Here is a 25211-nt window from a genome sequence, read left to right as displayed (position 1 = left end):
GCGATAAGACCATGGCCTTGGCGAAACAAGCAGCACGGGGTTGGAAGAAACCCACAAGAAAAGGCCTTTTATGGCGCTTTATTGACCAACGGCTGCGCCGGTGAAGCAACCACAGGGGCGGCCCGCCTCTCCAGCGCTCTGGCCACCGAAGCCGACTTGCCCCGCAGCAGGGCATCGGCCGGGTAGAGTACCAGGGCCTGCTGACGCAGGGACTCGGCCTCCTCGCGCCGCCCCAGGGCCTCGAGGGCCACTATCATGTTGGCGTAGATGTTGGCGCGGGGGGTGTGGCGCACGAACGCCTCTCCCCAGGCCAGATAGGCCGCCAACTCCTGCCGGTTGCCCCCCTGCAAGCCCACCGCCAGCCGCACCGAGTTGACGTCGAACTCGACCCGGGTGAGCCAGGCCATGGGGTTGATCACCTTCAGCAACAGGGCCGGCTCCTTGTAGCCTCCTCGCTCGTACTGGGTCACCACCCAGGCGGTGTGGATGGCAGTCAGCATGAAGGGCACCACCAGCAGGGGGATGCCGATGGCCAGAAAGCGCAGCAGCAGCCAGGGGCGATAGACACTCTGATGCCAGCCGGGGCTGGGGGCTGTCGCCTCTATCTCGCTGTCTATCTGGTAGATGATCAGCAGCAGCACCCACCAGTGGACGATGGCGTGATAGAAGGGGTATTCGGTCTGGCTGTGCAGCAGTATGGGCAGCGCCAGGGCCAGCAGGGCCAGCCCCTGGCGCCAGCGACTCTGGCCGAGGCGCCACAGCAGGGCCGCCCCCATCAGCAGCATGCCCAGCATGGGGGCTATGCCTCCTTCCACCGCCCAGTAGAGAAATTCGTTATGGGGGTGATCCAGGTTGTATTCAATCTGCACCATCTCTGGCGCCAATGCCTTGTCTGCCATGTATTGGTGCAGGAAGACGGACTCGAAGCTGCCATAGCCCCATCCCGTCCAGGGGGAGTGCATGATGAGCTTGATGGCATAAGGCCAGTAGACGGAGCGCATGCCGCCGGACTGATAGACCTCAATCCCTCTCTTCACCCCCGCAATCAGATACTGGGATGCCAACCCGAGCAGGAGGCCGAGGGCGACCAGCAGCAGCACCCTGGCCGCCAGCTTGCGCTCCCGCAACATGGGCAGCAGGAGCAGCAGCCCCAACAGGGCGCCAAGCTGCCCCACCCGGGATTGCAGCACCACCAACAACAAGGGGCAGACCAGCAGCAGCCCCTGGCGCAGTGCCCGCAGCCAGCGCCCGGCAAGCCTCCCCTCCCCCTCAAGCCAGGCCGCCAGCACCAGGCCGGTGGCCATGAAGCTCGCCATCACATTGGGTTGCTGGAAGATGCCGTAGGGGCGATTGGCCCGGGTGTCGTACCCGAGCCAGTTGCCCGGGGTCAGCAGGTAATATTCGACCAGGCCGAGCAGCGCCTCGATGGCGACCGCGCCGAGCACCAGATAGAGCAAACGCTCGCGGCGCTGGCCCGCTGGCGGCCATTGATAGAGGCTGGTGAGAAACAGCAGGCCGGCAAAGAGCCCCAGCAGTCTGGGGATGGCGTAATCCTTGAGCGCAAAGCCGGGATAGGCCATGGGCAACAGCAACAGCAGACCGCCGACCCAGAGCCAGAGCAGCAGCGGCGACCAGACCAGACGCTGGCTCAGGGTGACTTGCCAGAGCCCGGCGCCGATGGCGAGGCTGGCAAACACCCAACCCCAGGCGTTGAAGGGCAGATAGAGCCCGGCCCCCCCGGGGTTGTGCATGAAAAAGTGCATCCCCAGCAGCAGATAGAGCGCTAAGAGCCCAAAGAATCCTTTTTCCAGCATCCGGCCAGCTTCCTGAGATTGTCTATCCACCCAGCATAACCCTTTGTCGCAGAAATAAAAAAGGAGGCTTGCGCCCCCCTCGTATCATCACTGACTTCGATTACCTGGCGCCGCCTTGCTCGCGAAAGGCGAAACGGACCAGCACTATGCCCACCCCCAGCATGCCGCCGAGCAGGGTGGCCAGCACCACCACCAGAGGCCGCTTGGGTTTGTCCCGAGACAGAGGCTCGGTCGGCGAGGCTTGATAGGCGAAGGAATGGAACGGCAGCGCCTCCAGCTTGATGGCCTGCAGACTGCTCAGTTGCAGGCGCAGATCGCCGATGTCCGAATTCATGAACTCCGGGTTCTTGATCTCCTTGAGTACCTTGAGCTTCTCGGCCAGGGCCCGAGCCCCCAGATCGATGGCAAAGCTGTCCCTGTTTTGCAGGTTCTGCACCGGCGTCTCTATCCCCGCCGCCTGGCTGATGCGCAGGCTGTATTCGGTGCGCAGAATGTCATCTTGCAGCTGCTTGAGGGTATCGGCCCTGGCGCTCTCATACTGGCTCTGCAACGTCTTGATGCGGTTGCGCCAGAGAGTATCCAGCTCCTTGCCCTTGGCAGCGGACTCCTGGGCCTGGATAAAGTCGATGTACTGCTCCAGTCGTGCCTTGGCCTCCTCTGCCGTGCTCGCGGCGAAGGAGAGGACGACATCTTCCTTCGCTTTGTCCGGCGCCCTCGCATCTATCCCCTCAGCCATCTGCCTGAGCAGCAGCCGCTTGCCCTTGCCGTCCGTGACCTCGTGCCGCGCCGCTTCGGCGTCCAGATAGCCTTTCTCCAGCAAGAATTGGCGCTTGTTGTTGAAGCTGTTGAAGTTGTTGACGAAATCCTCATAGAGCGCCTTCTTCTCGAAGGCGGTGAAGGCGGTCTCTGGCACTTGGGCGTTCATCAACTGGTTGATGTTGAGCTCAAGGGATTCTATCTCCTTGAGGGTGGGCTGCTTGATCTCGGCCTGGCTGACCCACACCTGGGGGGCCAGCAGCGCATAGGCGATGCCGCCCGCCGCAAACAGACCGGCAACGCAGAGGATCAGCAGCTTGCTACGCCAGAGCGTCAGGATCAGGTCGCGCAAGTCGACCTCACGACCAGGTCGAGTCGACACCCATCCCTGGGGCAGATCAGGTTGGGACTGTGTCAAGGTAGGTTCTTGATTGCTCATATTGTCACATTTCTCTTATTGGAAACTGGATGGGCAGGCCCGCCGCCAGGGTCGCGACGGGCCAGCCCGGGGTCAGGCTTGCCGATAATAGTCACGATACCAGTCGACAAAGGTTTTCACACCCGCCGCCACCGTCATCTGCGGCTGATAGCCGACAGCCTCGAACAACCCCTGGGTATCGGCCCAGGTGGCATGCACGTCACCCGGCTGCATCGGCATCATGTGCTTGATGGCGGGCTGGCCGATGGCCTGCTCCAGCGCCTCGATAAAGTCCAGCAACCGCACCGGGCTGCCATTGCCAATGTTGAACAGGCGATAGGGTGCCGAGCTCATGTCGGTGCGCCCCTGGCTCGGGGTCCAGCCCGGGCTGACCTGCGGCACCTTATCCGCCACCCGCACTATCCCCTCGACGATGTCATCCACATGAGTGAAGTCCCGGGACAGCTGCCCCTGGTTGTAGACATCGATGGGTTCCCCCGCCAGGATCGCCCTGGTGAACTTGAACAGCGCCATGTCGGGACGACCCCAGGGACCGTAGACGGTGAAAAAGCGCAGGCCAGTGGTGGGAATGCCATAGAGATGGGCATAGCTGTGCGCCATCAGCTCGTTGGCCTTCTTGGTGGCGGCATAGAGGGAGATGGGGTGATCCACTGTGTCCGTGGCGGCAAACGGCATCTTGTCGTTGAGACCGTATACCGAGCTGGAAGAGGCATAGACCAGATGCCCCACCCCATGGTGACGACACCCTTCCAGCACCGTCAGCTGGCCCACCAGGTTGCTGTCGGCATAGGCAAACGGGTTGTCAAGGGAGTAGCGCACCCCGGCCTGGGCGGCCAGATGCACCACCCGCTCGAAGCCCTGCTCGGCAAACAGCCGGGCCATGCCGGGGCGATCGGCCAGATCCAGCCTGATGAAACGAAACCCCGCCAGAGGAGCAAGGCGGGCCAGGCGCGCCTCCTTGAGGCTCACCTCGTAGTAGTCGTTGAGGTTGTCGATACCGACCACCTCATGGCCGTCAGCACACAGGCGCTGCACCAGATGGAATCCGATGAACCCGGCGGCGCCGGTGACCAGATACTTCATAACTCTGTCCTTCAAGACGGTTGCACGGGGCGACTGCGCGGCGTCCCATGCACGGGTTAGTCGCTGCCAAACAGATCGCGGGTATAGACCTTGTCCGCCACGTCGGCCAGCTCGCCAGCCATGCGATTGGAGAGGATCACATCGGAGACTTGCTTGAACGCCTCCAGGTCGGTGATGACCCGGGAGTTGAAGAAGCTCTGCTCCTTGAGGGCGGGTTCAAACACCACCACCTCTATGCCCTTGGCCTTGATGCGCTTCATCACCCCCTGAATGGCGGAGGCGCGGAAGTTGTCTGACCCCGATTTCATGATCAGGCGATAGACCCCGACCACCCTGGGGCCGCGACGAATGATGGAATCGGCGATGAAGTCCTTGCGAGTGGTGTTGGCATCGACGATGGCCCGCACCAGGTTGTTGGGCACATCGTCGTAGTTGGCCAGCAACTGCTTGGTGTCCTTGGGCAGGCAATAGCCACCATAGCCGAAGGAAGGGTTGTTGTAGTGCGTGCCGATCCGTGGGTCCAGTCCCACCCCTTCGATGATCTGACGGCTGTCCAGACCATGGGTCTGGGCATAGGTGTCCAGCTCGTTGAAATAGGCGACCCGCATGGCGAGATAGGTATTGGCGAACAGCTTGATCGCTTCGGCTTCCGTGCTGTCGGTCAAGAGCAGCGGCACATCCTGCTTGATGGCCCCCCCTTGCAGGAGGGCGGCGAAACGCTCGGCCCGCTCGGAACGCTCACCCACTATGATGCGCGAGGGGTGCAGGTTGTCATAGAGCGCCCGCCCCTCTCGCAAGAACTCGGGGGAGAAGATCAGGTTGTCGCAGCCCAGCTCCTCGCGAATCGCCTTGGTGTAGCCCACGGGCACGGTGGACTTGATCACCATGACGGCCGTCGGATTGATGGCCATCACATCCCGGATCACCGCCTCCACCGAGCGGGTGTTGAAGTAGTGGGTGTCGGCATCGTAGTCGGTCGGCGTCGCTATGATGACAAAATCCGCCCCCTGATAAGCCTGATGCTTGTCCAGGGTCGCCGTCAGATTGAGGGGGATGTGGGCGAGATAGTGCTCCAGCTCCTTGTCTGCGATGGGGGATTTGCCCTGATTGATGAGCGCAACTTTCTCTGCCACCAGGTCGAGAGCGACCACTTCGTTGTGCTGGGCAAGCAGCACGGCATTGGACAGACCGACATAGCCGGTCCCCGCTACGGCAATTTTCACCATATGCAGCCTATTAAAATGATATGAAGGACCATGATATCAAATCCCTCCTTGGTTGTGACCAGACACATGGGATTCCGCCGTTAAGAAATTAATCCCGTGAGTATGAGGTTTTATTATGTCTTGCTTGTTTTCTTGGCGCGAGTGCCAAACAAGATCACAAATATCATCTGTGGGTTTAAAACCTATTGGTGCGCTTAGCAATATACTTCGGATCCGGTCATGTTCGAAGGCGTGGCAGGCCTCATCCAGGCTCACAAGATATTCACGAAGATTTTCCCAAGGCAACATGCCCTCGCGAGCCGTCATGATGCGAGGATGGCTAGTACCTTGTACGTCATCACCAATCAACAACTCTTCAAAAAGCTTTTCCCCCGGACGTAAACCCGTGATGTTAATGGCTATATCACCTTCTGGATTGAGCTCATCTTTTAACGTAAGACCACTCAAACGGATCATTCTATGAGCAAGGTCCAGTATTTTCACCGGCTTGCCCATATCCAACACAAACACATCCCCCCCCGCACCCATAGCCCCAGCCTGGATGACTAGCTGAGAGGCTTCGGGAATTGTCATAAAATATCGAATAATGTCGGGATGCGTGACGGTAATAGGACCACCGCGAAGAATTTGCTGACGAAACAAAGGAACTACCGATCCCGACGAACCCAGGACATTGCCAAACCTCACCATACAGAAACGAGTCGTATGTTGTTCTGAAGCGAGTGCCTGCAAAACAAGTTCAGCTAGACGCTTTGTTGCCCCCATAGTATTCGTCGGACGAACAGCCTTGTCTGTTGAAATCAGAACGAAAGTTTCCACACCGGCCTCTATTGCGGCTTGAGCACAATAAAGAGTACCAAAGACATTATTTCTCACCCCCTCGACAACATTATACTCCACGAGAGGAACATGTTTATATGCGGCGGCATGATATACGGTCTGAATAGAAAAACTTTCCATCACAGCACTCAGTCTATGTTGGCGCTGCACGGAGCCGAGTAATGGAATGATGTCAACACTGAGATTATTATTCTTACATAGCTCATTCAGTTCCTTTTCGATTGCATATAACCCATACTCGGAAAGCTCAAACAACACAAGTTTTTGCGGCTTGCAAAATACAATTTGCCGGCACAACTCAGATCCAATCGAACCGCCAGCACCAGTTACCATGACTCGCTTGCCACTAATATTGGCATTTAACAACCCAGATATTGGGTCCACAGGGTCTCGCCCCAAAAGGTCCTCGATAGACACCTCTTTTAGCTCATCAATCAAGGCATGGCCCCCCACCAAATCAGCCATACCTGGAATAGAAAGAACCTCACAAGGGAAGTGTTCCAATCTATGTATAACGGCTTGACGCACAGAACGAGAGGCACTGGGGATTGCCAACAGTATTTTCTTGATATCAAACCGTGCTATAAGCTCTCCGATAAGATCGGGAGAATAGACATTGATACCCTGTATCATCGTTTTTCTTAAAGTCGGAGAATCATCAACAAATGCAACAGGGAAAAATTCCTGACCTTGATTCAAGGCCAATTGAAGTTGTCGCCCAGATGAACCGGCACCATATATTAATACAGGGATACGGCTAGCCTGCCCTCTATTAACCAGCATCCTGAAAAATAGCCTGACCCCGCCCACCAGTAGTATGGCGAAAGAGAAATAAATAACAGATACAGTCCTTGGCAAGAATGCTTCGAAGAAAAATGCAAGCATGACGAGTGACATCGTAGACAGAAATACACCCAGTGATACTGTCCATAGTACTTTGAAGCCTACATAGCGTAAAACTGCACGATACAATCCAAGCTTGGCAAATATCAATACGGTGACAGGAACTAAGACTGCCAGAAGTTCCCAATGCAGCAAGCTATCAAAAGGCATACCGGTATCTAGCCTAACCCAATATCCCCCCCAAAATGCGATGCCCAGCAAGCAAGCATCTATTAAAATTGATACCACCCTCTTCAAGGTCCGTGAAAGACCCAAGAAATATGTAAGCATTAGTGTATACCTATCAACGCTTAAAATTACAGAAATAGACTATGTCAGGGTTTTACCCTATCCCCGGCACCTTTTCCTATAGCAGTCTGGAGTATGTAATTGAAATAACTGCTTACCGAAAGAGAACTAATCATCTCTGCATCAGTTTTCGCTAGAAGCGCAGGGGTAGACATATCAATGTTACTTACTTGAGCCAATCCCGTAACACCAGGCCTAACCTGAAACACGCCGAGTTGGTCCCTCGCGTCAATCAACTCATCCTGGTTATAAAGGCAAGGTCTTGGACCGACCAAACTCATTTCTCCTTTCAATACATTCCACAATTGAGGTAACTCATCCAATTTGCTTTTGCGCAAGAAGCGCCCAAAAGGAGTGATCGAAGAAGAACTTGCCAAATGACTAGCGACAGAAGCAGTATCAAGCTTCATCGTTCTAAATTTAACCAAGACAAATGGTTTTTTGTTCCTGCCTACTCTCGTTTGGCAGAAGAGAGGAGAGCCAGTATCAAACAAACCAGCCAACATCAGCAATACAAGTATTGGGAATAGAAAAAAAAGTCCTAAAAAAGACAAGATGATATCTAATAAACGGATCATATTTTACTCACTTTTTATTTTTGATATAGCCACAGCCATGGTTTCTGGTGGCATCCATTTAAGTAAAGATGTTGATTTTGTTATGTCGACATCCAAATCACACAACAATTGCTCGGCTTGAAATGAACAAGAAAAAATTTTTGCCGAGCTTAACATGAGAGATACAGGAATGGGTAACTGAAATATTTTCTTTCCGAGTGCGCCAGCAATACAATTAGTAAACTCACTAATTGAAACTGCACGACCATCGGATATCACAAACTCTTGATTGGCAGCATCAGGGTTAACGACACAAGTAAAAATGAAATCACAAAGATTATTGACGGAAATAAAACTTCTTTTGTTATTACACAGAGCAAAAGGGAGGATAGGACTGCATTTAATCAATTTAACCAAGCGATTGAAGTTTCCCGGAGCATCTTGCCCATATATCAAGGTTGGTCTGATGACAACAACTTCCATCCCTGTATCGAGGGATAGTTTTTTCAAACCAAGTTCGGCTTCATTCTTTGACTTTGCATAATCTGAGTGGGGTTGACGAGGTGACGCTTCATTAAATGGCTGACCATTCGTCTTTGTTCCATGAACACCTATGGTGCTAATAAATATAAAACGCTTTACCCCTAGTGCTGCCGCTTGACGAGCCAAATTCAAAGTACCATCCCGATTAACCTCCATAAAGGATGCTAACCCATTCACTCCATTGCTTGGAGTATGGACCTTCGCGGCCACATGAATAACAGTATCACACTGTTCCAACGCAGGAGACCAATTGGTATCAGCATTTATATCATCAATTATGTAGTCTCCTCCACTACAACGCTGTATTCTCACTATATCGATAGACTTGCTGAGCAAATATTTACTGAGCGCAGCACCCAAAAAACCATTTGCTCCTGTCACTGCAACTCTCATGAAAATACCCCCAGAAGACAGACCAAAGCAAGCGCCCATCGATCTCTTGTACGACGCCTAACTTTATTTACATGAAAAGCAAGATAGACGCCTCCCATATAACCACCAAAAAGACAGGTTCGAATGAACGGGTCAGCACTCATATTTAACAGGGTTGATATTTTAACTATTTCACCATAGTACCATCTGGATTTTATCAACCCCCACCGTCTTCTCGCTGCTAGAAGGCTATTGTTAGCGCCAACTTGATTGCCCCCATGCTGACGATATCGCATTCCAGGATATGAATCTATAAACCACTTCCTCTTTGAGGAGCGAGCGTATGCATATATAAACCAGTCATGCAAATCAATATTTTTAACCGAGTCATTATGCTTCTTTATAAACTGCTGAATATCACATGCGAGAGATAGATCCATTATATAAGTACAGCCAGGCCCCGCGGCCTCAAATAAATAATCGTATTCAACTTGCGGCTGAGATTTTTCAACAATCACTTCGCGGCCATCTTCCCAAAACGCCATCACATTGCTAGAGTAACCCGATACAGAGTTCTCCCTTATTTTTGCGATACCTCGTTCCAGCTTATCAGATTCCCATATATCATCTTGATCAGCCAAAGCGATATAATCATATTCAGAAAAATCTACCGACTCGAGTAAATGGAAGAAGTTTTTTGCCGCACCACCAAATTTAGAACCAAATTCAAGATGTCTCACATCATCTCTTTCAACAGCAAGCGATGCTATATACTCTTCGGTCCCATCATTTGACGCATCAACACTCAGGTATATATTAGCCCGCACACCGACTTGGCCGTATATACTTTCCAATTGTTCAGGAAGATATTTCAAACCATTATATGCAGCTAATAAAACTGCCACTTTTGGGTACATTTCATCATCCAACATAGATTAAAAAAGTCTTTCTGAATACAGAGGCAACTCAAATATTTCCTTCAAGTCAGACACTGAAGAAACGTCATTGACACCCTTAGCGCAGACGTTTGATAAGTTTAACCAAAACAAATCTTGAGTCGCTCCACGCTCTAGCATATTAGCCATTAAAGATGGCAAACAGAAAAAAGGTTTGTTTTCGATGAAGTCTTTCGCCACTTCCGTATCAGCAGTCGAGGGGATTTTAAAGAACATGGGGACAGTATTTATTATCATCTCGTCAGTATAATCAAGAGAAGGTCTTATTAAATACTCCCCTTTCGACCATCTCTCGCTATCGAATACATGATCAGGAAAAATACCTTTATCATAAAATACACGAGCCAATGATGGTTTATGATCCCCTACAATGAATATGGATAGAGAGCGTCCTTTACTTTCTGCCCTTTCTTCCATTTTATGAATGAATGGTATTAAAGAGGACATTGCTGAAGACATTTTGGATAGATAGTTAGCTTCACCGTGATCATTATCACTATTCTTGTAACTACCATGGGTTTCAACAGTTATAAGGAACATGAATGCCTTTTTATCTTGCTCCAAGCCATCATACACTTTATAGGCTGTATCATACAGAGCACTATCTTTTGGAAACCCCAAACCAGTCCAGGACTCTTGTGGCATGTTATATACAAAGTATGAAGCCTGAAAACCAAACTTTGGGTGAACAGTATTACGGCGCCAGAAGAAATCATAGTAATTATGAAATGATAAGGTAGCATAGCCCTTACGGGAAAACTCACTTGCTATAGTTTCTGCATTATCTCTATATAAGCCAGCATAAGCTTGATAATCGATACCAGGCATAACTCTGGATGATAGGCCGGTGAGTAAGCCTCTGAAGTGCCCCCTCCATACACAGGGCTGAGCATTGTAACTTGAGAAAAACCAAGAGTATGAAGCTTACTCATTGGGGTTACAAATGCAGAGTCTTGACTCGTAAAGCAAGCTTCACACAAAATAAACAAGACATCTTGGTTTTCACCCTCATATCTCAGACCATTAACTGATTCTTTCTCTTTGTAGAATCCATGAACCCCAGCCTGAGGTGCCCGAATATTCTCTGAGGTCTGATACAGATGCAGTAAAAATCCATTCTCATGAATGTTAGAGGCATAGTTATAATCAATGAAATTATATCCTAAAAAAGAAATGCCTTTTTCTACTACCTCATTCACATAACCTATGCCGTAGGCTTTGCATAACACAAAAAATGGAAGTATACATGCCAAAGTTAATCGTCTGAAAGTATACTTCTCTTTTTTACCTCTAAAGATAGCAACTATTGCCCAACAAAACACCAATACCAATACCACTAGAGTTAATATCAGACTTCTAGACATATACTCATACAAAGACACCCCTTGGCCAGCAAAAACAATATCCTGAGCAACAAGAGGCACACCTGAATGCTCCTGCTTTATGTCACTGATAGATGAAGCAGCGAAATATATTGCTAAGCTAAGCGCGATTGCAATACTCCGAGGAAAGACACTCCTAACAAAAAAATATAGCATCAACCCAAATATTAGATCTGGAAGTAAAAATTTCACTCACTCACCCTGATTCTGTTTATTATGATAATAGGAAAAACATAAACTGCAAAAACAAAAAGGTACAAGCCGGCATTATAATAAACTCCCTCTCTAAAGATAAGACGCATGAATATAATAAACATTGATATATGGATCGCTACTTTAGGTATATCTGCATTAGAGGTAAGGTGATTGACAATCATACACATACATAGAATCACCACTGGAACAAAAAACAATGGTGCATAACCATAAAATAGTGACTCCGTTATTATATTAGCGCCCAATCCGTACCCACGGTCCACAATACCATAAATATACTCACCAGGAAGTACTGTTGATTCGGATATGATTCCACGCATCGGTTGCAGCAATGCTAACATTGGTGATGCAATGAGAGTATATAGATCTCCATGACCAATATATCGCTCATTTCCAATCAACAAAGGTAGTGTAATATAAGTTTCTCTAAATTCACCAATCGAATTCAAATGCCATGGGACATCTTGTACCACATTACTACTTCTAATAATACCAATAACAACAAGTGCAGAGATCATTATCGTTATTGGGATTATATAGAGTTTCTTGTTGTGCAAGCAAAGTGATACAGCCATCGGTACTATTGCTATTAGTGCAGTCGTTCTACTCCCTGTCAATAGATCCAATACAACCAGCAATATATTGGGGGCGAATACAAGCACACTTTTCCTATCAAAAAAACAATATATAGACACCGGTAGTAACAAGTAGGCTACGTTCTTTAGCTTGAATATATCTACTGTTTCACCTGTATAGTCATCATTCATATACATATTTCCAGTGTGGAACTTGTATATAACAACAAACATCAGGTAAAAAGATATCCCCCACCATATATATTTAATAATACCAGAGCAGTGGGTTTTAGTATTCTGTGTTAATATGGAGTTTTTTTCTACTTTAACAGTTAGCAGTAGGCATGCAAAAAAAACTGAAAATGAATTTGATATTAACAATGAGATAAAAATATCATCCGACGGGATAAACCAATCAAAAAATACATTTATCTCGTTGACAAAAACAGATGGCACTTGAAAATAAAATAGAAATAACACCACAACCCAAAACAATGGATTCACTATGGCTGCATAGCGATTTTGATAGAGATATCTAGCTAGGCTAAAAATGACGAATACTGTGCTCAATATAGAAAGTATATGCATCATGCCTCCTTATAAAAGTAAGGCTTTACATGTTTATCATAGAATCCTTCTACTATATATGACGCAAAGTAAACAACAACACATGAAATTGCATAGAACAGAATAACATTATTGGTTATTTGGAAATAATTAAATGCCTTCCCCAGAAAAGACAGTATAGGATGATGAATCAGATACATTATATATGATGATGAACCCAGAAAATAAAAAAATCGATTTTCAATTGAGAAGTTCATAAAGGATTTACTACTTGCAAGAAGAGCTATCGATACCAAGCAACCGGAAATAGATCCGGCTATTAAAGCTCTTTGACTTACTATTGATAAATTTTCTAATCCAACAAAGAATAAGGTAGCTGGTGTCAAAATTAATGCGACAGCAGTAATCTTTAGCCAGCATTTATTCATGATATATAGATTAGCGATTAAAGCTCCCAAGAGAAACTCTATAATGATAGGATTAGATATATATGTTATATAAATAGAACTATGATAACTATCAAAAAAACCTAGTAGCATAAACCCAACAAAGGTCATCGCCACCACTGAAAAAACATGCCTGGTAATTAATAGCGCAATGAATATCACAAGATAAAACAGGACCTCATAATTTAAGGTCCAACCAACGCCAAGCACAGGGGGAGACACAATGCCATCACTACCATAGGGTATGAAGAGAAGACTTTTAACTAACTCTAATAAACTGAAAGTCTTTTGATTGTCATTATTATATAGTAGATTATTGGCTAAAAAGAATACTATCGTAAAAAACCAATATAGAGGTACAATTCTAAAAAATCGATCCCGTATAAATTTAATTCTATATTCCGATAAAGGTACTTTATCCAAGCCTCTATGGAGAATAAAGAACATCACAAAACCACTGACGACGAAAAATATATCCACACCAACATACAATACTTCAAATAACCGTATGTTATACTCAACGTAGATTTTGCTCACGTAATATATATGATATATAAGAACTAAAAACGCAGCAAGACCTCTCAGCAAGTGAATTCCACTAATCATTTCTATCGCCTAAAAAGTAAAGAGGTTTTATATATAAAACCAAAAATCATTCGCCGTGCGGCTCGAAACCCAAATATCAATATCAAGATTAATGATTTACGCTTAAAAGACAGTAAAAATAAATCAACCTTGTGTGATCTTAAAAAGCATTTCTCAATACCATTGAATAGTGGAGCATTTTTAACATTTGACAGCGCGACTTGATACCATATATTTGCTCTAGCCGCCAATGACTTTCTACTTGCGTTATCTGAATGCACTCGATATTTTGCTACAACATCAGGGATAAATTTCAAACTGTTAATTGCCAGGGCGCGCAAGTAAAAATCTCTATCCTCAACCAGTAAACTCGGGTCGTACATGCCGATTTTGTTATACAGGGATCGCTTCGCGAGCAACGTTGGCCCCACCACAGACCAGTTAAAGACCAGTTCTCTTGATGGCCGGGCAGCTAGCGCAGAAAAATTAGCGTTGTAGAGACTCTTCATTGCCGAGCGATTAACCTCGACTGAATCACCATTGATGACAACAGCATCGCCAATCACCGCCTCTATCGCGGGATCAGAGTGCATGACATTCAAACGTAGGGAGATACTGTCTGGTAGTAAAGCGTCATCACTTGCACAAATTGTGATGAACTCTCCCGATGCCTCATTGAGTAGACGGTTCAATGTATGACATACGCCTTTATTCTCTTGAGAGAATATCTTTACATCTAGCCCAGGGTGTTGCAAACACCACGATTTGACTATAGAGAGAGAGTTATCAATGGATCCATCATCACATATTAATACTTCTATGTTAGCGTAGGTCAGATTAATAATCGATGTTAAACACTCTTCTATATATTTTTCGTGGTTAAACACAGGTATCAATATGCTGACCAAGCCTTGTGTGCTAGACATTTTATCCCTTTATTAAATCAATTTTGTTAAGATGCTCATCATATCTCTTTTATAGGCATCAAAGGTATACATTGTATTAGCATTATTGTATGCAGCTATTGACCTTGCCAGCAATTCACTGTCACTAATCGAATCACAAAACATTAATGAATCAAGGACACCATCACAATTCAACGCATTGATATTTATGCCAAAGTCATTTATATCAACCCCACACTCTTTAGTTACTATAGGTATCATGGCACCCCGCCCCATAGCGGTAATAACGGACGTGGCAATCCCTTCAGAACAAGAGGGTAAAATAACGTAGAGACATCGAGCCGCAAGTTCAGAAAAGAAATCAGACTCAACATTTAAAAAACCATGAATAATGACGTTTTCCGGCACATCTAGGCACTGCAAGAGCTCTTGCTCCGCATTGGTATAACCACAAACATGAAGAGTCCAGTCAGGACGACACCTGAACGCCTCAATGGCAATATCAAGTCCCTTATGCAACAAGCCGTAACTACCAAACCACAATGCTGTTTTACGAGCACTTGCTATATCATCCAGAGTTCGAGTATAAGGGATACTTCCTTGGTGAAAACTGGGTCTGATTAAATCTATTTGAGACACGCCATTATCCAAGAAAGATTGTTTGGTTTGCTCATTCCCAATACAAATAACACTGTCGGCACAAGATGCCGCAATTCCCCATCTAAAATCCTGCACACGAGTAGACTTGAGCGGTACTGACTTATATCGCTTTGCAAATTCACTCAGGCGATGCAGAGAAGCTTGAGTACACTGCCAAGGGTGAGACCCTGTAGCATAATATACTTTCTTTCCCTGAGTGTTTTTTACTATGCATTGGTATAACGGAATGCCTTCACCAATGATCACATCATAGTCATCTAGGCTTAATCTAGTGTCGCGATTATTATTCACCACGTCCACATTAAAACCTAGTGAGTCCATGATTTCCGCTACGGCGACCGACTCCTGGTAATTTGAGTGGGCTTTATAATTACTTTTTTTGAAGTGATAGGTGCTATAAGAAAGCAAGGCTTTTTTTGAATTTTTCTTGTTGAAAACATTTCTTATGGGGCGTTGAAATATCAACTCATACACACTCAATACAAGACTGTTTTTTTTCAACCTATCCTTTATTTTATTCATTAAATCGCCGCCTCCAAATTCTTCCTTTTTTGAAAAATAATTATATATGTCAATGAAAATATGAATGCTACCACCCAACCAACAATGTAACCTAACAAGCCAGCTTGCCAGCCAAGCTGGGTATAACCAATTACGTTTATTAGGAAGGAGGCGAGCAACACACAACTCCATTTTGCGGAAAAAAATACAGCGGCTTTATTTTTTATAATTATGGAAGACAAGGCCACATCCATAAATACTAGCGGGGAAAAAATAACCAACTGATCGAATATTGGTACGCTTTCTATGTATTCATCACCATAAAGGATGGATATCAATAATGGGGATATCATATAGAGTACCGCAGCCCCCATAATACCGAGCGCAGTAAATAAAAATAGCATCAACATGCTGTTCTTTAAAATTTTGTCGCTGGCGGCACGATATACAAGTATCGGTCCCAGCACGGCTAGCAGCATGGTTGCCAATGCTGTAAATTGTTCGAAAGCACTGAACGCGGCCGCATAATGTCCAAAGTCGCTTGAAGATAATTTGCTTTCCATATAGATTCGGTCAAATTTCAAGAATGCATTCATACAAATCAAACCAAACCAGAACTTGACTCCATCATTGAAAATCTCATACATCAACGACTTGTCTATTGTATTTAATTTAAATGAATAACCCTTATCAATTTTTTTATAAAAAGCATAACATCCAAAAGAGACTAAAATACTTTCTAATATCAATGCCAATAGGATTGGTATTGGACTTGCATCCATGAAAACCAGTAAAGCAACCATGGCGCACTTAATAACAAGAGAACACAACCTTATTCGACTGGTTATGTAATAATAACCCCGACATTCCAGCTGAAATCTAAATATCCCCATAGGTTCGGAGTATATTATCCCGAGGGACAGAATCATGATGAAGTAAGCTTGATTCGCTCCAGAGATAGAAAATAAAACATAAGTCAACAGACCGATGTAAATCGTGACTGATATCGCCAATCTATATGCTATGGATGTATTGATGACAGATATATCCAGGCTGCCATTCTCTTTCAATCTGGAATAGAATATTTCAGCCGGACACAACCAGGTCATAGCAGTAATAACAAAAAGAATTGACATTGCCAGCTGATATGCGCCGAACAACTCTACACCAAAGTGACGGGCTATAAGCCCAGTCACCACCATGGATAATAATATTTGGACCGCTCGTTCACCCAAGGCCCATATTATATTTTTCAAGTTGCCTTTCATTGCAGTAACGGACATGTTATCCAACTTTTCTTCTAATATACTGTCTTACATATAAGAGGACTTTCCTTGGGGTAAGGATACCTACAATAGAAATCATCTTAAGTTTGCTGAACTCCATGGATAATATGTTTTTCGATAATAAGGATACTGCTGTTCTTTTACTGCCACGAATTGAGTTGTTTACTGCACGCTCTAGCTCATATTTTCTAATGAACAGATTTGCTGATTCTTTGCTCGCACCAAAGCCAGGGTTGTTAACCCTGGCTTTAAGTCTTGTAATAAAAGGCAACTCTTCTAGCAAACAACTATTGAAAGATAGGCTATTACCAACCCCCATGTTGTAATTAGATAGCGCAACATCAGTAAAGACTATACGGCCATGCTCTGCAAGATGAAACCATACCTCCTGGTCCTCTCCCATAGACTCTTTCAGTGGGAAGTATCTTTGGTTTTTTATAAAATATTCTTTCCTAACTACACATGAGGACGCGCAGAAAAAAGCACCATTAGCCCATGATTTATAGAAATCATCAATGACGATGGATCGATACTGTTTCTGAGCTACTGATAGTGTAGATATAGTCACTGCACTATTTTTATGTTTAAAGTATCCCGTTGTAAACGCATCAGCATCAGGGTGCGCTAGTATAGACTTATACACTGCATTTAAAAAATCGACCTCATACCAGTCATCCGCATCAAGAAAAGCTATATATTCTCCCGATGCCTCTTCAATTCCCTTGTTCCTTGCTGCTGATACGCCACTATTCTTCTGGTGGAAATATTTAACTCTATCATCTTTTATTTCTTTTACGATTTTCTCAGAGTTATCCTGAGAACCATCGTCTATAACAACAACTTCAAAAGAGGTGAATGTTTGAGCAAGGACACTTCCTATACATTTTGAAATAAAGTCCTGCTTATTATAAAGCGGAATTACAACACTAAATATTGGGGCAGTCATATCTTATGTGTTATCACTAAAAAAGTCATTTATAAGTCTGATAACGAGGTCAACGCTGTCGTCGCTCATGGTCGGGTCAAGAGGTAATGACATGACATTTTCGTGGATCAGCTCTGTTATTGGCAAATTACCGTGCTCGATCTTGTTCTTATATGCTTGTTGTGCATGAGGGGGAATTGGATAATGGATCAGTGTCTGCACACCATGCTGATGCAAGTAAGCACTCAGCTCTTCACGCTTCGTTGTTCTAATCACGAAAAGATGCCATACATGAGCCGTTTGTTCTACAACAGTAGGGAGGGTAAGGCTGTCATTAGATATTATTCCATTTAAATAGCAATTGGCTATTTGTTGCCTACGAGCAATCTCGCCATCTAGATAGGGCAGTTTGACTCTAAGCATGGCAGCCTGGATCTCATCCAGCCTGCTATTAACACCTTGATAGATATTTTCATATTTTTTATGAGAGCCATAGTTTCTTAATGCTTTAAGCACATTCGCCAGATCATCATCATCTGTCGTTATTGCACCAGCATCACCTAAGGCACCCAGATTCTTACCCGGGTAAAAGCTGAATCCTGCAGCATGTCCCCAATTTCCGGCTTTCTTTCCATTCAACTGTGCGCCGTGTGCTTGTGCAGAATCTTCAAGAACCAGTAAAGCATGCTCGTTTGCTAACGCCATTAGCTCTGGCATAGGTGCCAACTGGCCATATAGGTGAACGGCCAGTATAGCCTTTGTTTTACTGGTAATAGCCGAACGAGCACCTTCCAGAGAGAGATTGAAAGTATGAGGATCGGGCTCGACCAATACCGGCCTTAGCCTATTTTCAGTAATGGCTAGAATCGAGGCTATGTATGTATTTGCCGGGACAATGACTTCATCGCCATCACAAAGCAGCCCCATTTCTTTCCATGCTCTCAATACCAAGATTAAAGCATCTAATCCATTGGCAACACCAATAGTATGTTTAACACCACAATAAGCTGAAAACTCTTTCTCGAATGAGGATAATTCTTCCCCTGCGATATACCAACCGGAATCAATGACTCTGCAACATGCGGCCTTAAGTTCGTCAGCATGTCGTGCATTTATTTCTTTCAAATCAAGGAAGTTTATCATATATCACCGTCGAGAATTTTTACTATCTTTGCAGGATTACCAACTACAAGAACGTTATCGGGTACATCTTTAGTAACTACAGCACCCGCACCTACCATGCTGTTTTTTCCTATTGTTATACCAGGTAAAACAGTGGCATTTGCACCAAGGGAAGCCCCCTCCTTAATATGAGTCCTCATATACTCATCTGGATAGACCTTTGAACGAGGATACTTATCGTTGGTGAAGGTGACAGATGGCCCTAGAAAAACATTATTCTCTATAGTAATGCCATCCCACAAATACACACCCGACTTAATCGTTACATTATTACCTACGACAACGTCGTTTTCTATCAGTGTGTGTGCACATACGTTACAGTTTTCACCTATTACAGCACCTTCTAGGATCACTGAATATTGCCAAATACGGGTGCCCATACCAATAGAACTGCTATGCACATCACTTAATGGGTGAATGAACATTATCCCTCCTGAACCTGGGAGATAAACGCTTCATAATCTCTTACGTAGTCATTCTCATCATACAACTGATCAGCCAACACCATCAGGACACAATCATCTGAAAAATCATACATTTCACGCCACATGAATGATTCAATCAACAGCCCTTGCGCTGGGTTATCCAGCAATATATCGACTCGCTCTCGGCCATCATCAAGCATGAAACGACAGGATCCACGTACAGCGATTGCGACCTGTTTCAGAGTCTTGTGTGCATGAAACCCGCGCCTGACCCCCGGGTTGGTTTTAAACATGTAGTAGACACGCTTTATTTCGAAAGGAATGTTTTTTCCTTCCTCCAACGCGACTAATGAACCTCGCTCATCACCATGTGCTTGCAATGGAATTAATTTTACTTGCATTGATTCATCGCCTCTACATAGCTTGACAACGTCATTGCCATTTGATCTTTTTGTGAAAGTCTTATATCTGATATGGGCCATGATATGTTCAAAGTAGAATCATTCCAGATTATTGACGCTTCGCTTTCGGGATGATAATACTCTGTTGTTTTATACAAGAATTCTGCCGTTTCGCTCAGTGTCACAAATCCGTGAGCAAATCCTTCTGGGATCCATAACTGCTTTTTATTCTCTGCAGATAGATGAACGCCTACCCATTTTCCAAAGGTTGGCGATCCGAGACGAATATCGACAGCAACATCAAACACTTCGCCGAAAACACATCTGACCAATTTACCCTGAGCATGAGGTGCGGACTGATAATGCAAGCCCCGTAGCACGCCCTTACTCGATTTAGAGTGATTATCTTGTACGAATGTGACGGGATGCCCCACCGCTTGTTCAAAGTTTTTATGATTGAAACTTTCAAAGAAAAAACCGCGCTCATCACCAAAAACATTGGGCTCAAAGAGCAGCACATCAGGGATTTCAGTTTTTACAATTCTCATAAGAATTATTTCCCTTTAATCATTTTCAGCAAATACTGTCCATAAGCATTTTTAGCTAATGGTGCTGCTAATATTCTGATCTGCTCTGCATCAATGAACCCTTTTCGATAGGCTATTTCTTCTGGGCAAGATACTTTCAGCCCCTGTCGGGTCTCGATGGTCTGAATAAAGTTACTCGCTTCAATCAGGCTTTCATGGGTGCCGGTATCGAGCCAGGCATAACCACGACCCATCATGGCGACCGACAGATTGCCTTGCTCCAGGTAGATACGGTTCACATCGGTGATTTCAAGCTCACCACGCGGCGACGGCTTCAGACTCTTGGCGATCTCCACCACGCTGTTGTCGTAGAAATAGAGGCCAGTCACCGCATAGTTGCTCTTGGGCTCCAGTGGTTTTTCTTCCAGAGAGATAGCAGTGCCCTGCTTGTCAAATTCCACAACCCCATAACGCTCTGGGTCGTGCACGTGGTAGGCAAATACGGTGGCACCACTCTCTTTTCCCGCTGCCGCTTCCAACTGCTTCTGCAGGTCGTGACCATAGAAGATGTTGTCGCCCAGCACCAGCGCACAGGGATCTGACCCGATAAACTCTTCACCCAGAATAAACGCTTGTGCCAATCCGTCCGGGCTTGGTTGCACCTTGTACTGCAAACTCAAGCCCCATTGGCTGCCATCCCCGAGTAACTGTTCGAATCTAGGGGTATCTTGCGGCGTGCTGATGATCAAGATATCGCGAATACCCGCCAGCATCAGGGTGCTCAGCGGGTAGTAGATCATCGGCTTGTCATAGATAGGCAGCAACTGTTTGCTCACCGCCATGGTCACCGGATAGAGGCGAGTGCCTGAACCCCCGGCCAGAATAATGCCTTTACGTTTAGTCATGATGCTTATTTTCTTGTTTTAAGCTGCAAAGAAAAGGGTGGCCAAATGCTACTCCTTTTACGTTTTATCCCTACCGACGAAGACTGCATTCAATACATCTTTGGTCAGTGACTTACTTGTCCAAGATCTCGGTCAACATCCGATCCACACCGGCGGTCCAGTCCGGCAATACCAGATCGAAGGTCTGCTGGAATTTGCGGGTATCGAGCCGAGAGTTATGGGGACGTTTGGCCGGGGTTGGGAAAGCGCTGGTCGGCACGGCATTGAGTTGCGTGACAGCCAGTGCAACCCCAGCCTCTCTAGCCTTGGCAAATACCCGCTGGGCATAGTCAAACCAGGTGGTCGTACCGGAGGCGATCAAATGGTAAAGCCCGGCGACCTCTGGCTTGTTTTGCGCAACGCGGATCGCATGAGCGGTGCAATCGGCCAGCAACTCGGCACCGGTCGGGGCACCAAACTGGTCGTTGATGACAGATATTTCTGCACGCTCCTTGCCAATACGCAACATGGTCTTGGCAAAGTTGTTGCCTCGGGCGGCATAGACCCAACTGGTGCGAAAGACAAGGTGGCGTGAGCAAAGCGCAGCAGCATGCTCCCCTGCCAGCTTGGTCTCACCATAGACGTTGAGCGGGGCGGTCTGGTCGCTCTCAGTCCAGGGCCGCTCGCCACTGCCATCGAACACATAATCGGTGGAGTAGTGCACCAGCCAGGCACCCAACGCCTCGGCTTCTTTGGCGATAGCGGCCACACTGGTGGCGTTGAGCAGCTCGGCAAATTCCTGTTCACTTTCCGCCTTGTCGACTGCCGTGTGGGCCGCCGCGTTTACGATGACATCGGGTTTGACCAGACGAACCGTTTCTGCCACCCCTGCCGGGTTGCTGAAATCACCGCAATAGTCGGTGGAATCGAAATCGACGGCGGTAATACTTCCCAGCGGGGCCAGTGCACGCTGAAGCTCCCAACCCACCTGACCATTCTTGCCGAACAGCAGGATATGCATCAGCTTCGCTCCCCGTAGTTCTGCTCGATCCAGGACTGGTAGGTTCCGCTCTTGACATTGCCGACCCACTGCTGGTTATCGAGATACCACTGCACCGTCTTCCTGATACCGGACTCGAAGGTCTCTTGCGGTTGCCAGTTCAGTTCAGCGCTCATCTTGCCGGCATCGATGGCATAACGACGGTCATGGCCGGGTCGATCAGTCACATAGGTGATTTGCTCGCGATAGGAACTCGCTTTGGGCACCATCTCATCGAGCAGGTCGCAGATGGTGTGCACGACTTCCAGGTTCTGTTTCTCGTTGTGGCCACCTATGTTGTAGGTCTCCCCCACCACGCCAGTAGTCACCACGGTATACAGTGCACGGGCATGGTCTTCCACATAGAGCCAGTCACGGATCTGGTCCCCCTTGCCATAAACCGGCAGCGGCTTGCCATCCAGGGCATTGAGGATCACCAGCGGGATCAGCTTCTCGGGGAAGTGATAGGGGCCGTAGTTGTTGGAGCAATTGGTGACCACGGTCGGCAGGCCATAGGTACGGCGCCAGGCGCGCACCAGGTGGTCGCTCGAGGCCTTGGAAGCAGAATAGGGGCTGCTGGGAGCATAAGGGGTGGTTTCGGTGAAGAGCGGCAGCGCAACACCGGGGGCCACTTCATCTGGATGGGGCAGGTCGCCATACACCTCGTCGGTGGAGATATGATGGAAGCGGAAGGCAGACTTGCGCGCCTCATCCAGTCCATTCCAGTAAGCGCGGGCCGCTTCCAGCAGCATGTAGGTGCCGACGATATTGGTTTCGATGAAATCGGCCGGGCCCGAAATGGAGCGATCGACATGGCTCTCCGCCGCCAGGTGCATCACCGCATCCGGCTGATGCGCGGCAAATACCCGATCCAGCTCGGCGCGGTTGCAGATATCTACCTGCTCGAAGGCGTAACGCTCACTGGCCGATACCTCTGACAGGGACTCCAGATTGCCCGCATAGGTGAGTTTATCCAGATTGACAACGGAGTCGTTAGTGTCCTTTATGATATGACGAACGACTGCCGAGCCGATAAAGCCCGCTCCGCCAGTAACGAGTATTTTCATAGATATGCTCTTGAATAGGAATTAATGCTGAAGTGGGGTGTACTAGGGGTATTTTTTTTGAATAGGAAGCACGGTTTTTGTGCAACCGAGTCCACGTGCCAGCCCAAATGCAATAGCTACCGCCCCTGAGTTACAGCCCCCAGTTTGCTGCTTTTGACCGGATTGTGTGCGTGCAAGGATCATGATGTTGACCTCAAGTGACGCTTAGCACTGCAGGAGTTCGTATCGGGAGCTCAGGGATGAGTTGACACGCGCTGGACTCTCCATGAAAAACGCTCATGGACAGTCGTTAAAACAGCCTAGGATTCTATCACTTCCCTCCCGCCAAGAGATACTGAAAAGCAAATTGCCAGGGCCCGTTTGGTGGATTAATCCGCAATTAATCGAGTGCCGTTGGAATCTGTCTTTATCCTTGTTCGATGTATTGCCTCTATTCAGCCAGGAAAGCATCCACTTTGGAAACCGACTAACGAAAAGAGGCAGCCATCGGGGGATGGCTGCCTCTTAATATCAACTTAATCAATATATTACATCTGATCGATCATGTCCTGGGCGAACTGGGAGCAGGAGCGCAGGGTAGCGCCTTCCATCAGTCGCTCGAAGTCATAGGTGACCGTCTTGTTGGCGATGGCACGCTCCATCCCCTTCACGACCAGATCTGCCGCCTCGGTCCAGCCCAGGTGACGCAGCATCATCTCGGCAGAGAGGATGAGGGAACCCGGGTTCACCTTGTCCTGACCTGCGTACTTGGGTGCAGTACCGTGGGTCGCTTCGAACAGGGCCACACCGTCGCCGATGTTGGCGCCCGGGGCGATGCCGATGCCACCGACCTGAGCGGCCAGGGCGTCGGAGATGTAGTCACCATTCAAGTTCATGCAGGCGATGACGTCATACTCGGCCGGACGCAGCAGGATCTGTTGCAGGAAGGCATCGGCGATGACGTCCTTGACGATGATGGTTTTGCCGGTCTTGGGGTTCTTGAAGGAGCACCAGGGGCCGCCGTCGATGAGCTGGGCATCGTACTCTTTCTGGGCAAGGGCATAGCCCCAATCCTTGAAGGCACCTTCGGTGAACTTCATGATGTTGCCCTTGTGCACCAGGGTCACGGAGTCGCGGTCGTTGTCGATGGCGTACTCGATGGCGGCACGGACCAGACGCTCGGTACCGGCCTTGGACATGGGCTTGATGCCGATACCGCAGGACTCGGGGAAGCGAATTTTCTTCACGCCCATCTCGTTTTGCAGGAAGGCGATCACCTTCTTGGCTTCATCGCTGTCGGCTTTCCACTCGATGCCGGCGTAGATGTCTTCGGCGTTCTCGCGGAAGATCACCATGTCGGTCAGCTCAGGGGATTTGACCGGGCTGGGGGTACCCTGGTAGTAGCGCACCGGGCGCAGGCAGACGTAGAGATCCAGCTCCTGGCGCAGGGCAACGTTGAGGGAGCGGATGCCGCCGCCGACCGGGGTGGTCAGCGGGCCCTTGATGGCCACACAGTATTCACGGATGAAATCCAGGGTCTCGGCCGGCAACCAGGCGCCTTCACCATAGACATGGGTGGACTTCTCACCCGTGTAGATCTCCATCCAGGCGATCGAACGCTCGCCTTTGTAAGCCTTCTCGACCGCAGCGTTGACCACGTTCAGCATGGCCGGGGTCACGTCCACGCCGATACCATCCCCTTCGATAAACGGAATGATGGGGTTGTTCGGCACGTTCAGCTTGCCATCGGCTGCAACGGTGATTTTCTGACCCTGGGTCGGGATTACTACTTTGCTTTCCATCGGCATCTCCTAACTTCCGTTTGTTATCAATCTGATCATTTCGCGCGGCCATCTTAGCCCATCCCTTTACATAATCAAAT

Annotated in this window: 24 protein-coding genes; all 24 read right to left on the bottom strand. The window is 47.6% G+C overall.

From position 1 onward, the window contains the following. Nucleotides 1-68: 68 nt before the first annotated feature. On the bottom strand, nucleotides 69-1814 hold the full coding sequence (locus ACEUCR_RS11515; protein ID WP_408790265.1) for a PglL family O-oligosaccharyltransferase: 1746 nt from the start codon (nucleotides 1812-1814) through the stop codon (nucleotides 69-71). 100 nt (nucleotides 1815-1914) lie between these two features. Further along, a complete protein-coding gene (locus tag ACEUCR_RS11510; RefSeq protein ID WP_408790262.1) occupies nucleotides 1915-2922 on the bottom strand; it encodes an LPS O-antigen chain length determinant protein WzzB in 1008 nt (335 codons plus the stop codon). 159 nt (nucleotides 2923-3081) lie between these two features. Next, nucleotides 3082-4092, bottom strand: a complete 1011-nt coding sequence (locus ACEUCR_RS11505; protein WP_408790260.1) for an NAD-dependent epimerase — start codon at nucleotides 4090-4092, stop codon at nucleotides 3082-3084. 56 nt (nucleotides 4093-4148) lie between these two features. After that, nucleotides 4149-5318, bottom strand: coding sequence for a nucleotide sugar dehydrogenase (locus ACEUCR_RS11500; protein ID WP_429080412.1), 1170 nt, complete (start codon nucleotides 5316-5318; stop codon nucleotides 4149-4151). A 36-nt stretch (nucleotides 5319-5354) separates the two neighbouring features. Next, nucleotides 5355-7331, bottom strand: a complete 1977-nt coding sequence (locus ACEUCR_RS11495) for a polysaccharide biosynthesis protein (RefSeq protein ID WP_408790257.1) — start codon at nucleotides 7329-7331, stop codon at nucleotides 5355-5357. Between the two features lie 44 nt (nucleotides 7332-7375). Continuing rightward, nucleotides 7376-7927, bottom strand: coding sequence for a sugar transferase (locus tag ACEUCR_RS11490; protein ID WP_408790254.1), 552 nt, complete (start codon nucleotides 7925-7927; stop codon nucleotides 7376-7378). Nucleotides 7928-7930: 3 nt separating this feature from the next. Beyond that, nucleotides 7931-8842, bottom strand: a complete 912-nt coding sequence (locus ACEUCR_RS11485; protein WP_408790251.1) for an NAD-dependent epimerase/dehydratase family protein — start codon at nucleotides 8840-8842, stop codon at nucleotides 7931-7933. Next, a complete protein-coding gene (locus ACEUCR_RS11480) occupies nucleotides 8839-9753 on the bottom strand; it encodes a glycosyltransferase (protein ID WP_408790250.1) in 915 nt (304 codons plus the stop codon). The genes ACEUCR_RS11485 and ACEUCR_RS11480 overlap by 4 nt, the downstream gene beginning before the upstream one ends. Before the next feature lie 3 nt (nucleotides 9754-9756). Next, on the bottom strand, nucleotides 9757-10605 hold the full coding sequence (locus ACEUCR_RS11475; RefSeq protein WP_408790247.1) for a sulfatase-like hydrolase/transferase: 849 nt from the start codon (nucleotides 10603-10605) through the stop codon (nucleotides 9757-9759). Beyond that, nucleotides 10545-11351 (bottom strand): hypothetical protein, encoded by an 807-nt coding sequence (locus ACEUCR_RS11470; protein ID WP_408790244.1) that lies wholly within the window; start codon nucleotides 11349-11351, stop codon nucleotides 10545-10547. Before ACEUCR_RS11470 ends, ACEUCR_RS11475 begins: the two co-directional genes overlap by 61 nt. Then, nucleotides 11348-12541, bottom strand: coding sequence for a hypothetical protein (locus ACEUCR_RS11465; protein WP_408790241.1), 1194 nt, complete (start codon nucleotides 12539-12541; stop codon nucleotides 11348-11350). Before ACEUCR_RS11465 ends, ACEUCR_RS11470 begins: the two co-directional genes overlap by 4 nt. Next, nucleotides 12538-13569 (bottom strand): acyltransferase family protein, encoded by a 1032-nt coding sequence (locus tag ACEUCR_RS11460; RefSeq protein WP_408790238.1) that lies wholly within the window; start codon nucleotides 13567-13569, stop codon nucleotides 12538-12540. The genes ACEUCR_RS11465 and ACEUCR_RS11460 overlap by 4 nt, the downstream gene beginning before the upstream one ends. A 2-nt stretch (nucleotides 13570-13571) precedes the next feature. Continuing rightward, the gene (locus ACEUCR_RS11455) at nucleotides 13572-14474 is read right to left on the bottom strand and encodes a glycosyltransferase (RefSeq protein ID WP_408790236.1); all 903 of its coding nucleotides are present in this window, start codon (nucleotides 14472-14474) and stop codon (nucleotides 13572-13574) included. A gap of 12 nt (nucleotides 14475-14486) precedes the next feature. Further along, nucleotides 14487-15635, bottom strand: coding sequence for a glycosyltransferase (locus ACEUCR_RS11450; protein WP_408790234.1), 1149 nt, complete (start codon nucleotides 15633-15635; stop codon nucleotides 14487-14489). Continuing rightward, nucleotides 15635-16897 carry an oligosaccharide flippase family protein gene (locus ACEUCR_RS11445; RefSeq protein ID WP_408790231.1) on the bottom strand — a complete coding sequence of 421 codons (1263 nt, stop codon included), beginning with the start codon at nucleotides 16895-16897 and terminating at the stop codon, nucleotides 15635-15637. Before ACEUCR_RS11445 ends, ACEUCR_RS11450 begins: the two co-directional genes overlap by 1 nt. Nucleotide 16898: 1 nt before the next feature. After that, nucleotides 16899-17846: a glycosyltransferase family 2 protein gene (locus tag ACEUCR_RS11440; protein ID WP_408790228.1), complete on the bottom strand. Its 948-nt coding sequence runs from the start codon at nucleotides 17844-17846 to the stop codon at nucleotides 16899-16901. A 3-nt stretch (nucleotides 17847-17849) separates the two neighbouring features. Next, nucleotides 17850-18968, bottom strand: a complete 1119-nt coding sequence (locus tag ACEUCR_RS11435; RefSeq protein WP_408790225.1) for a DegT/DnrJ/EryC1/StrS family aminotransferase — start codon at nucleotides 18966-18968, stop codon at nucleotides 17850-17852. Beyond that, nucleotides 18965-19432, bottom strand: coding sequence for an acyltransferase (locus tag ACEUCR_RS11430; RefSeq protein WP_408790222.1), 468 nt, complete (start codon nucleotides 19430-19432; stop codon nucleotides 18965-18967). The genes ACEUCR_RS11435 and ACEUCR_RS11430 overlap by 4 nt, the downstream gene beginning before the upstream one ends. Further along, complete coding sequence (locus tag ACEUCR_RS11425; RefSeq protein ID WP_408790219.1) at nucleotides 19432-19833, bottom strand: sugar 3,4-ketoisomerase; 402 nt, start codon at nucleotides 19831-19833, stop codon at nucleotides 19432-19434. Before ACEUCR_RS11425 ends, ACEUCR_RS11430 begins: the two co-directional genes overlap by 1 nt. Continuing rightward, entirely contained in the window at nucleotides 19824-20381 is a 558-nt protein-coding gene (rfbC, locus tag ACEUCR_RS11420) for a dTDP-4-dehydrorhamnose 3,5-epimerase (protein ID WP_408790216.1), read from the bottom strand. The genes ACEUCR_RS11425 and rfbC overlap by 10 nt, the downstream gene beginning before the upstream one ends. A 5-nt stretch (nucleotides 20382-20386) precedes the next feature. Next, nucleotides 20387-21265, bottom strand: coding sequence for a glucose-1-phosphate thymidylyltransferase RfbA (gene rfbA / locus ACEUCR_RS11415; RefSeq protein WP_408790214.1), 879 nt, complete (start codon nucleotides 21263-21265; stop codon nucleotides 20387-20389). A gap of 112 nt (nucleotides 21266-21377) precedes the next feature. After that, entirely contained in the window at nucleotides 21378-22265 is an 888-nt protein-coding gene (gene rfbD, locus ACEUCR_RS11410) for a dTDP-4-dehydrorhamnose reductase (protein ID WP_408790212.1), read from the bottom strand. Beyond that, entirely contained in the window at nucleotides 22265-23350 is a 1086-nt protein-coding gene (gene rfbB, locus ACEUCR_RS11405; protein WP_408790209.1) for a dTDP-glucose 4,6-dehydratase, read from the bottom strand. The genes rfbD and rfbB overlap by 1 nt, the downstream gene beginning before the upstream one ends. A 527-nt stretch (nucleotides 23351-23877) precedes the next feature. Further along, nucleotides 23878-25131: an NADP-dependent isocitrate dehydrogenase gene (icd, locus tag ACEUCR_RS11400; RefSeq protein WP_041996102.1), complete on the bottom strand. Its 1254-nt coding sequence runs from the start codon at nucleotides 25129-25131 to the stop codon at nucleotides 23878-23880. Nucleotides 25132-25211: the final 80 nt, after the last annotated feature.

Origin of the sequence: Aeromonas bivalvium (assembly GCF_046078285.1) — a bacterium.
Taxonomy (GTDB): Bacteria; Pseudomonadota; Gammaproteobacteria; order Enterobacterales; family Aeromonadaceae; genus Aeromonas; species Aeromonas bivalvium.
The sequence above is the reverse complement of the archived record's forward strand: the minus strand, read 5'-3'. Positions and strand labels throughout refer to the sequence as shown.

Excerpts from the sequence above, each read along its gene's own strand:
- ACEUCR_RS11515 (WP_408790265.1), bottom strand. The coding sequence starts at position 1,814 with ATGCTGGAAAAAGGATTCTTTGGGCTCTTAGCGCTCTATCTGCTGCTG.
- ACEUCR_RS11505 (WP_408790260.1), bottom strand. The coding sequence starts at position 4,092 with ATGAAGTATCTGGTCACCGGCGCCGCCGGGTTCATCGGATTCCATCTG.
- ACEUCR_RS11500 (WP_429080412.1), bottom strand. The coding sequence starts at position 5,318 with ATGGTGAAAATTGCCGTAGCGGGGACCGGCTATGTCGGTCTGTCCAAT.
- ACEUCR_RS11495 (WP_408790257.1), bottom strand. The coding sequence starts at position 7,331 with ATGCTTACATATTTCTTGGGTCTTTCACGGACCTTGAAGAGGGTGGTA.
- ACEUCR_RS11490 (WP_408790254.1), bottom strand. The coding sequence starts at position 7,927 with ATGATCCGTTTATTAGATATCATCTTGTCTTTTTTAGGACTTTTTTTT.
- ACEUCR_RS11485 (WP_408790251.1), bottom strand. The coding sequence starts at position 8,842 with ATGAGAGTTGCAGTGACAGGAGCAAATGGTTTTTTGGGTGCTGCGCTC.
- ACEUCR_RS11480 (WP_408790250.1), bottom strand. The coding sequence starts at position 9,753 with ATGTTGGATGATGAAATGTACCCAAAAGTGGCAGTTTTATTAGCTGCA.
- ACEUCR_RS11475 (WP_408790247.1), bottom strand. The coding sequence starts at position 10,605 with ATGCCTGGTATCGATTATCAAGCTTATGCTGGCTTATATAGAGATAAT.
- ACEUCR_RS11465 (WP_408790241.1), bottom strand. The coding sequence starts at position 12,541 with ATGATGCATATACTTTCTATATTGAGCACAGTATTCGTCATTTTTAGC.
- ACEUCR_RS11460 (WP_408790238.1), bottom strand. The coding sequence starts at position 13,569 with ATGATTAGTGGAATTCACTTGCTGAGAGGTCTTGCTGCGTTTTTAGTT.
- ACEUCR_RS11455 (WP_408790236.1), bottom strand. The coding sequence starts at position 14,474 with ATGTCTAGCACACAAGGCTTGGTCAGCATATTGATACCTGTGTTTAAC.
- ACEUCR_RS11450 (WP_408790234.1), bottom strand. The coding sequence starts at position 15,635 with ATGAATAAAATAAAGGATAGGTTGAAAAAAAACAGTCTTGTATTGAGT.
- ACEUCR_RS11445 (WP_408790231.1), bottom strand. The coding sequence starts at position 16,897 with ATGTCCGTTACTGCAATGAAAGGCAACTTGAAAAATATAATATGGGCC.
- ACEUCR_RS11440 (WP_408790228.1), bottom strand. The coding sequence starts at position 17,846 with ATGACTGCCCCAATATTTAGTGTTGTAATTCCGCTTTATAATAAGCAG.
- ACEUCR_RS11435 (WP_408790225.1), bottom strand. The coding sequence starts at position 18,968 with ATGATAAACTTCCTTGATTTGAAAGAAATAAATGCACGACATGCTGAC.
- ACEUCR_RS11430 (WP_408790222.1), bottom strand. The coding sequence starts at position 19,432 with ATGTTCATTCACCCATTAAGTGATGTGCATAGCAGTTCTATTGGTATG.
- ACEUCR_RS11425 (WP_408790219.1), bottom strand. The coding sequence starts at position 19,833 with ATGCAAGTAAAATTAATTCCATTGCAAGCACATGGTGATGAGCGAGGT.
- rfbC (WP_408790216.1), bottom strand. The coding sequence starts at position 20,381 with ATGAGAATTGTAAAAACTGAAATCCCTGATGTGCTGCTCTTTGAGCCC.
- rfbA (WP_408790214.1), bottom strand. The coding sequence starts at position 21,265 with ATGACTAAACGTAAAGGCATTATTCTGGCCGGGGGTTCAGGCACTCGC.
- rfbD (WP_408790212.1), bottom strand. The coding sequence starts at position 22,265 with ATGCATATCCTGCTGTTCGGCAAGAATGGTCAGGTGGGTTGGGAGCTT.
- rfbB (WP_408790209.1), bottom strand. The coding sequence starts at position 23,350 with ATGAAAATACTCGTTACTGGCGGAGCGGGCTTTATCGGCTCGGCAGTC.
- icd (WP_041996102.1), bottom strand. The coding sequence starts at position 25,131 with ATGGAAAGCAAAGTAGTAATCCCGACCCAGGGTCAGAAAATCACCGTT.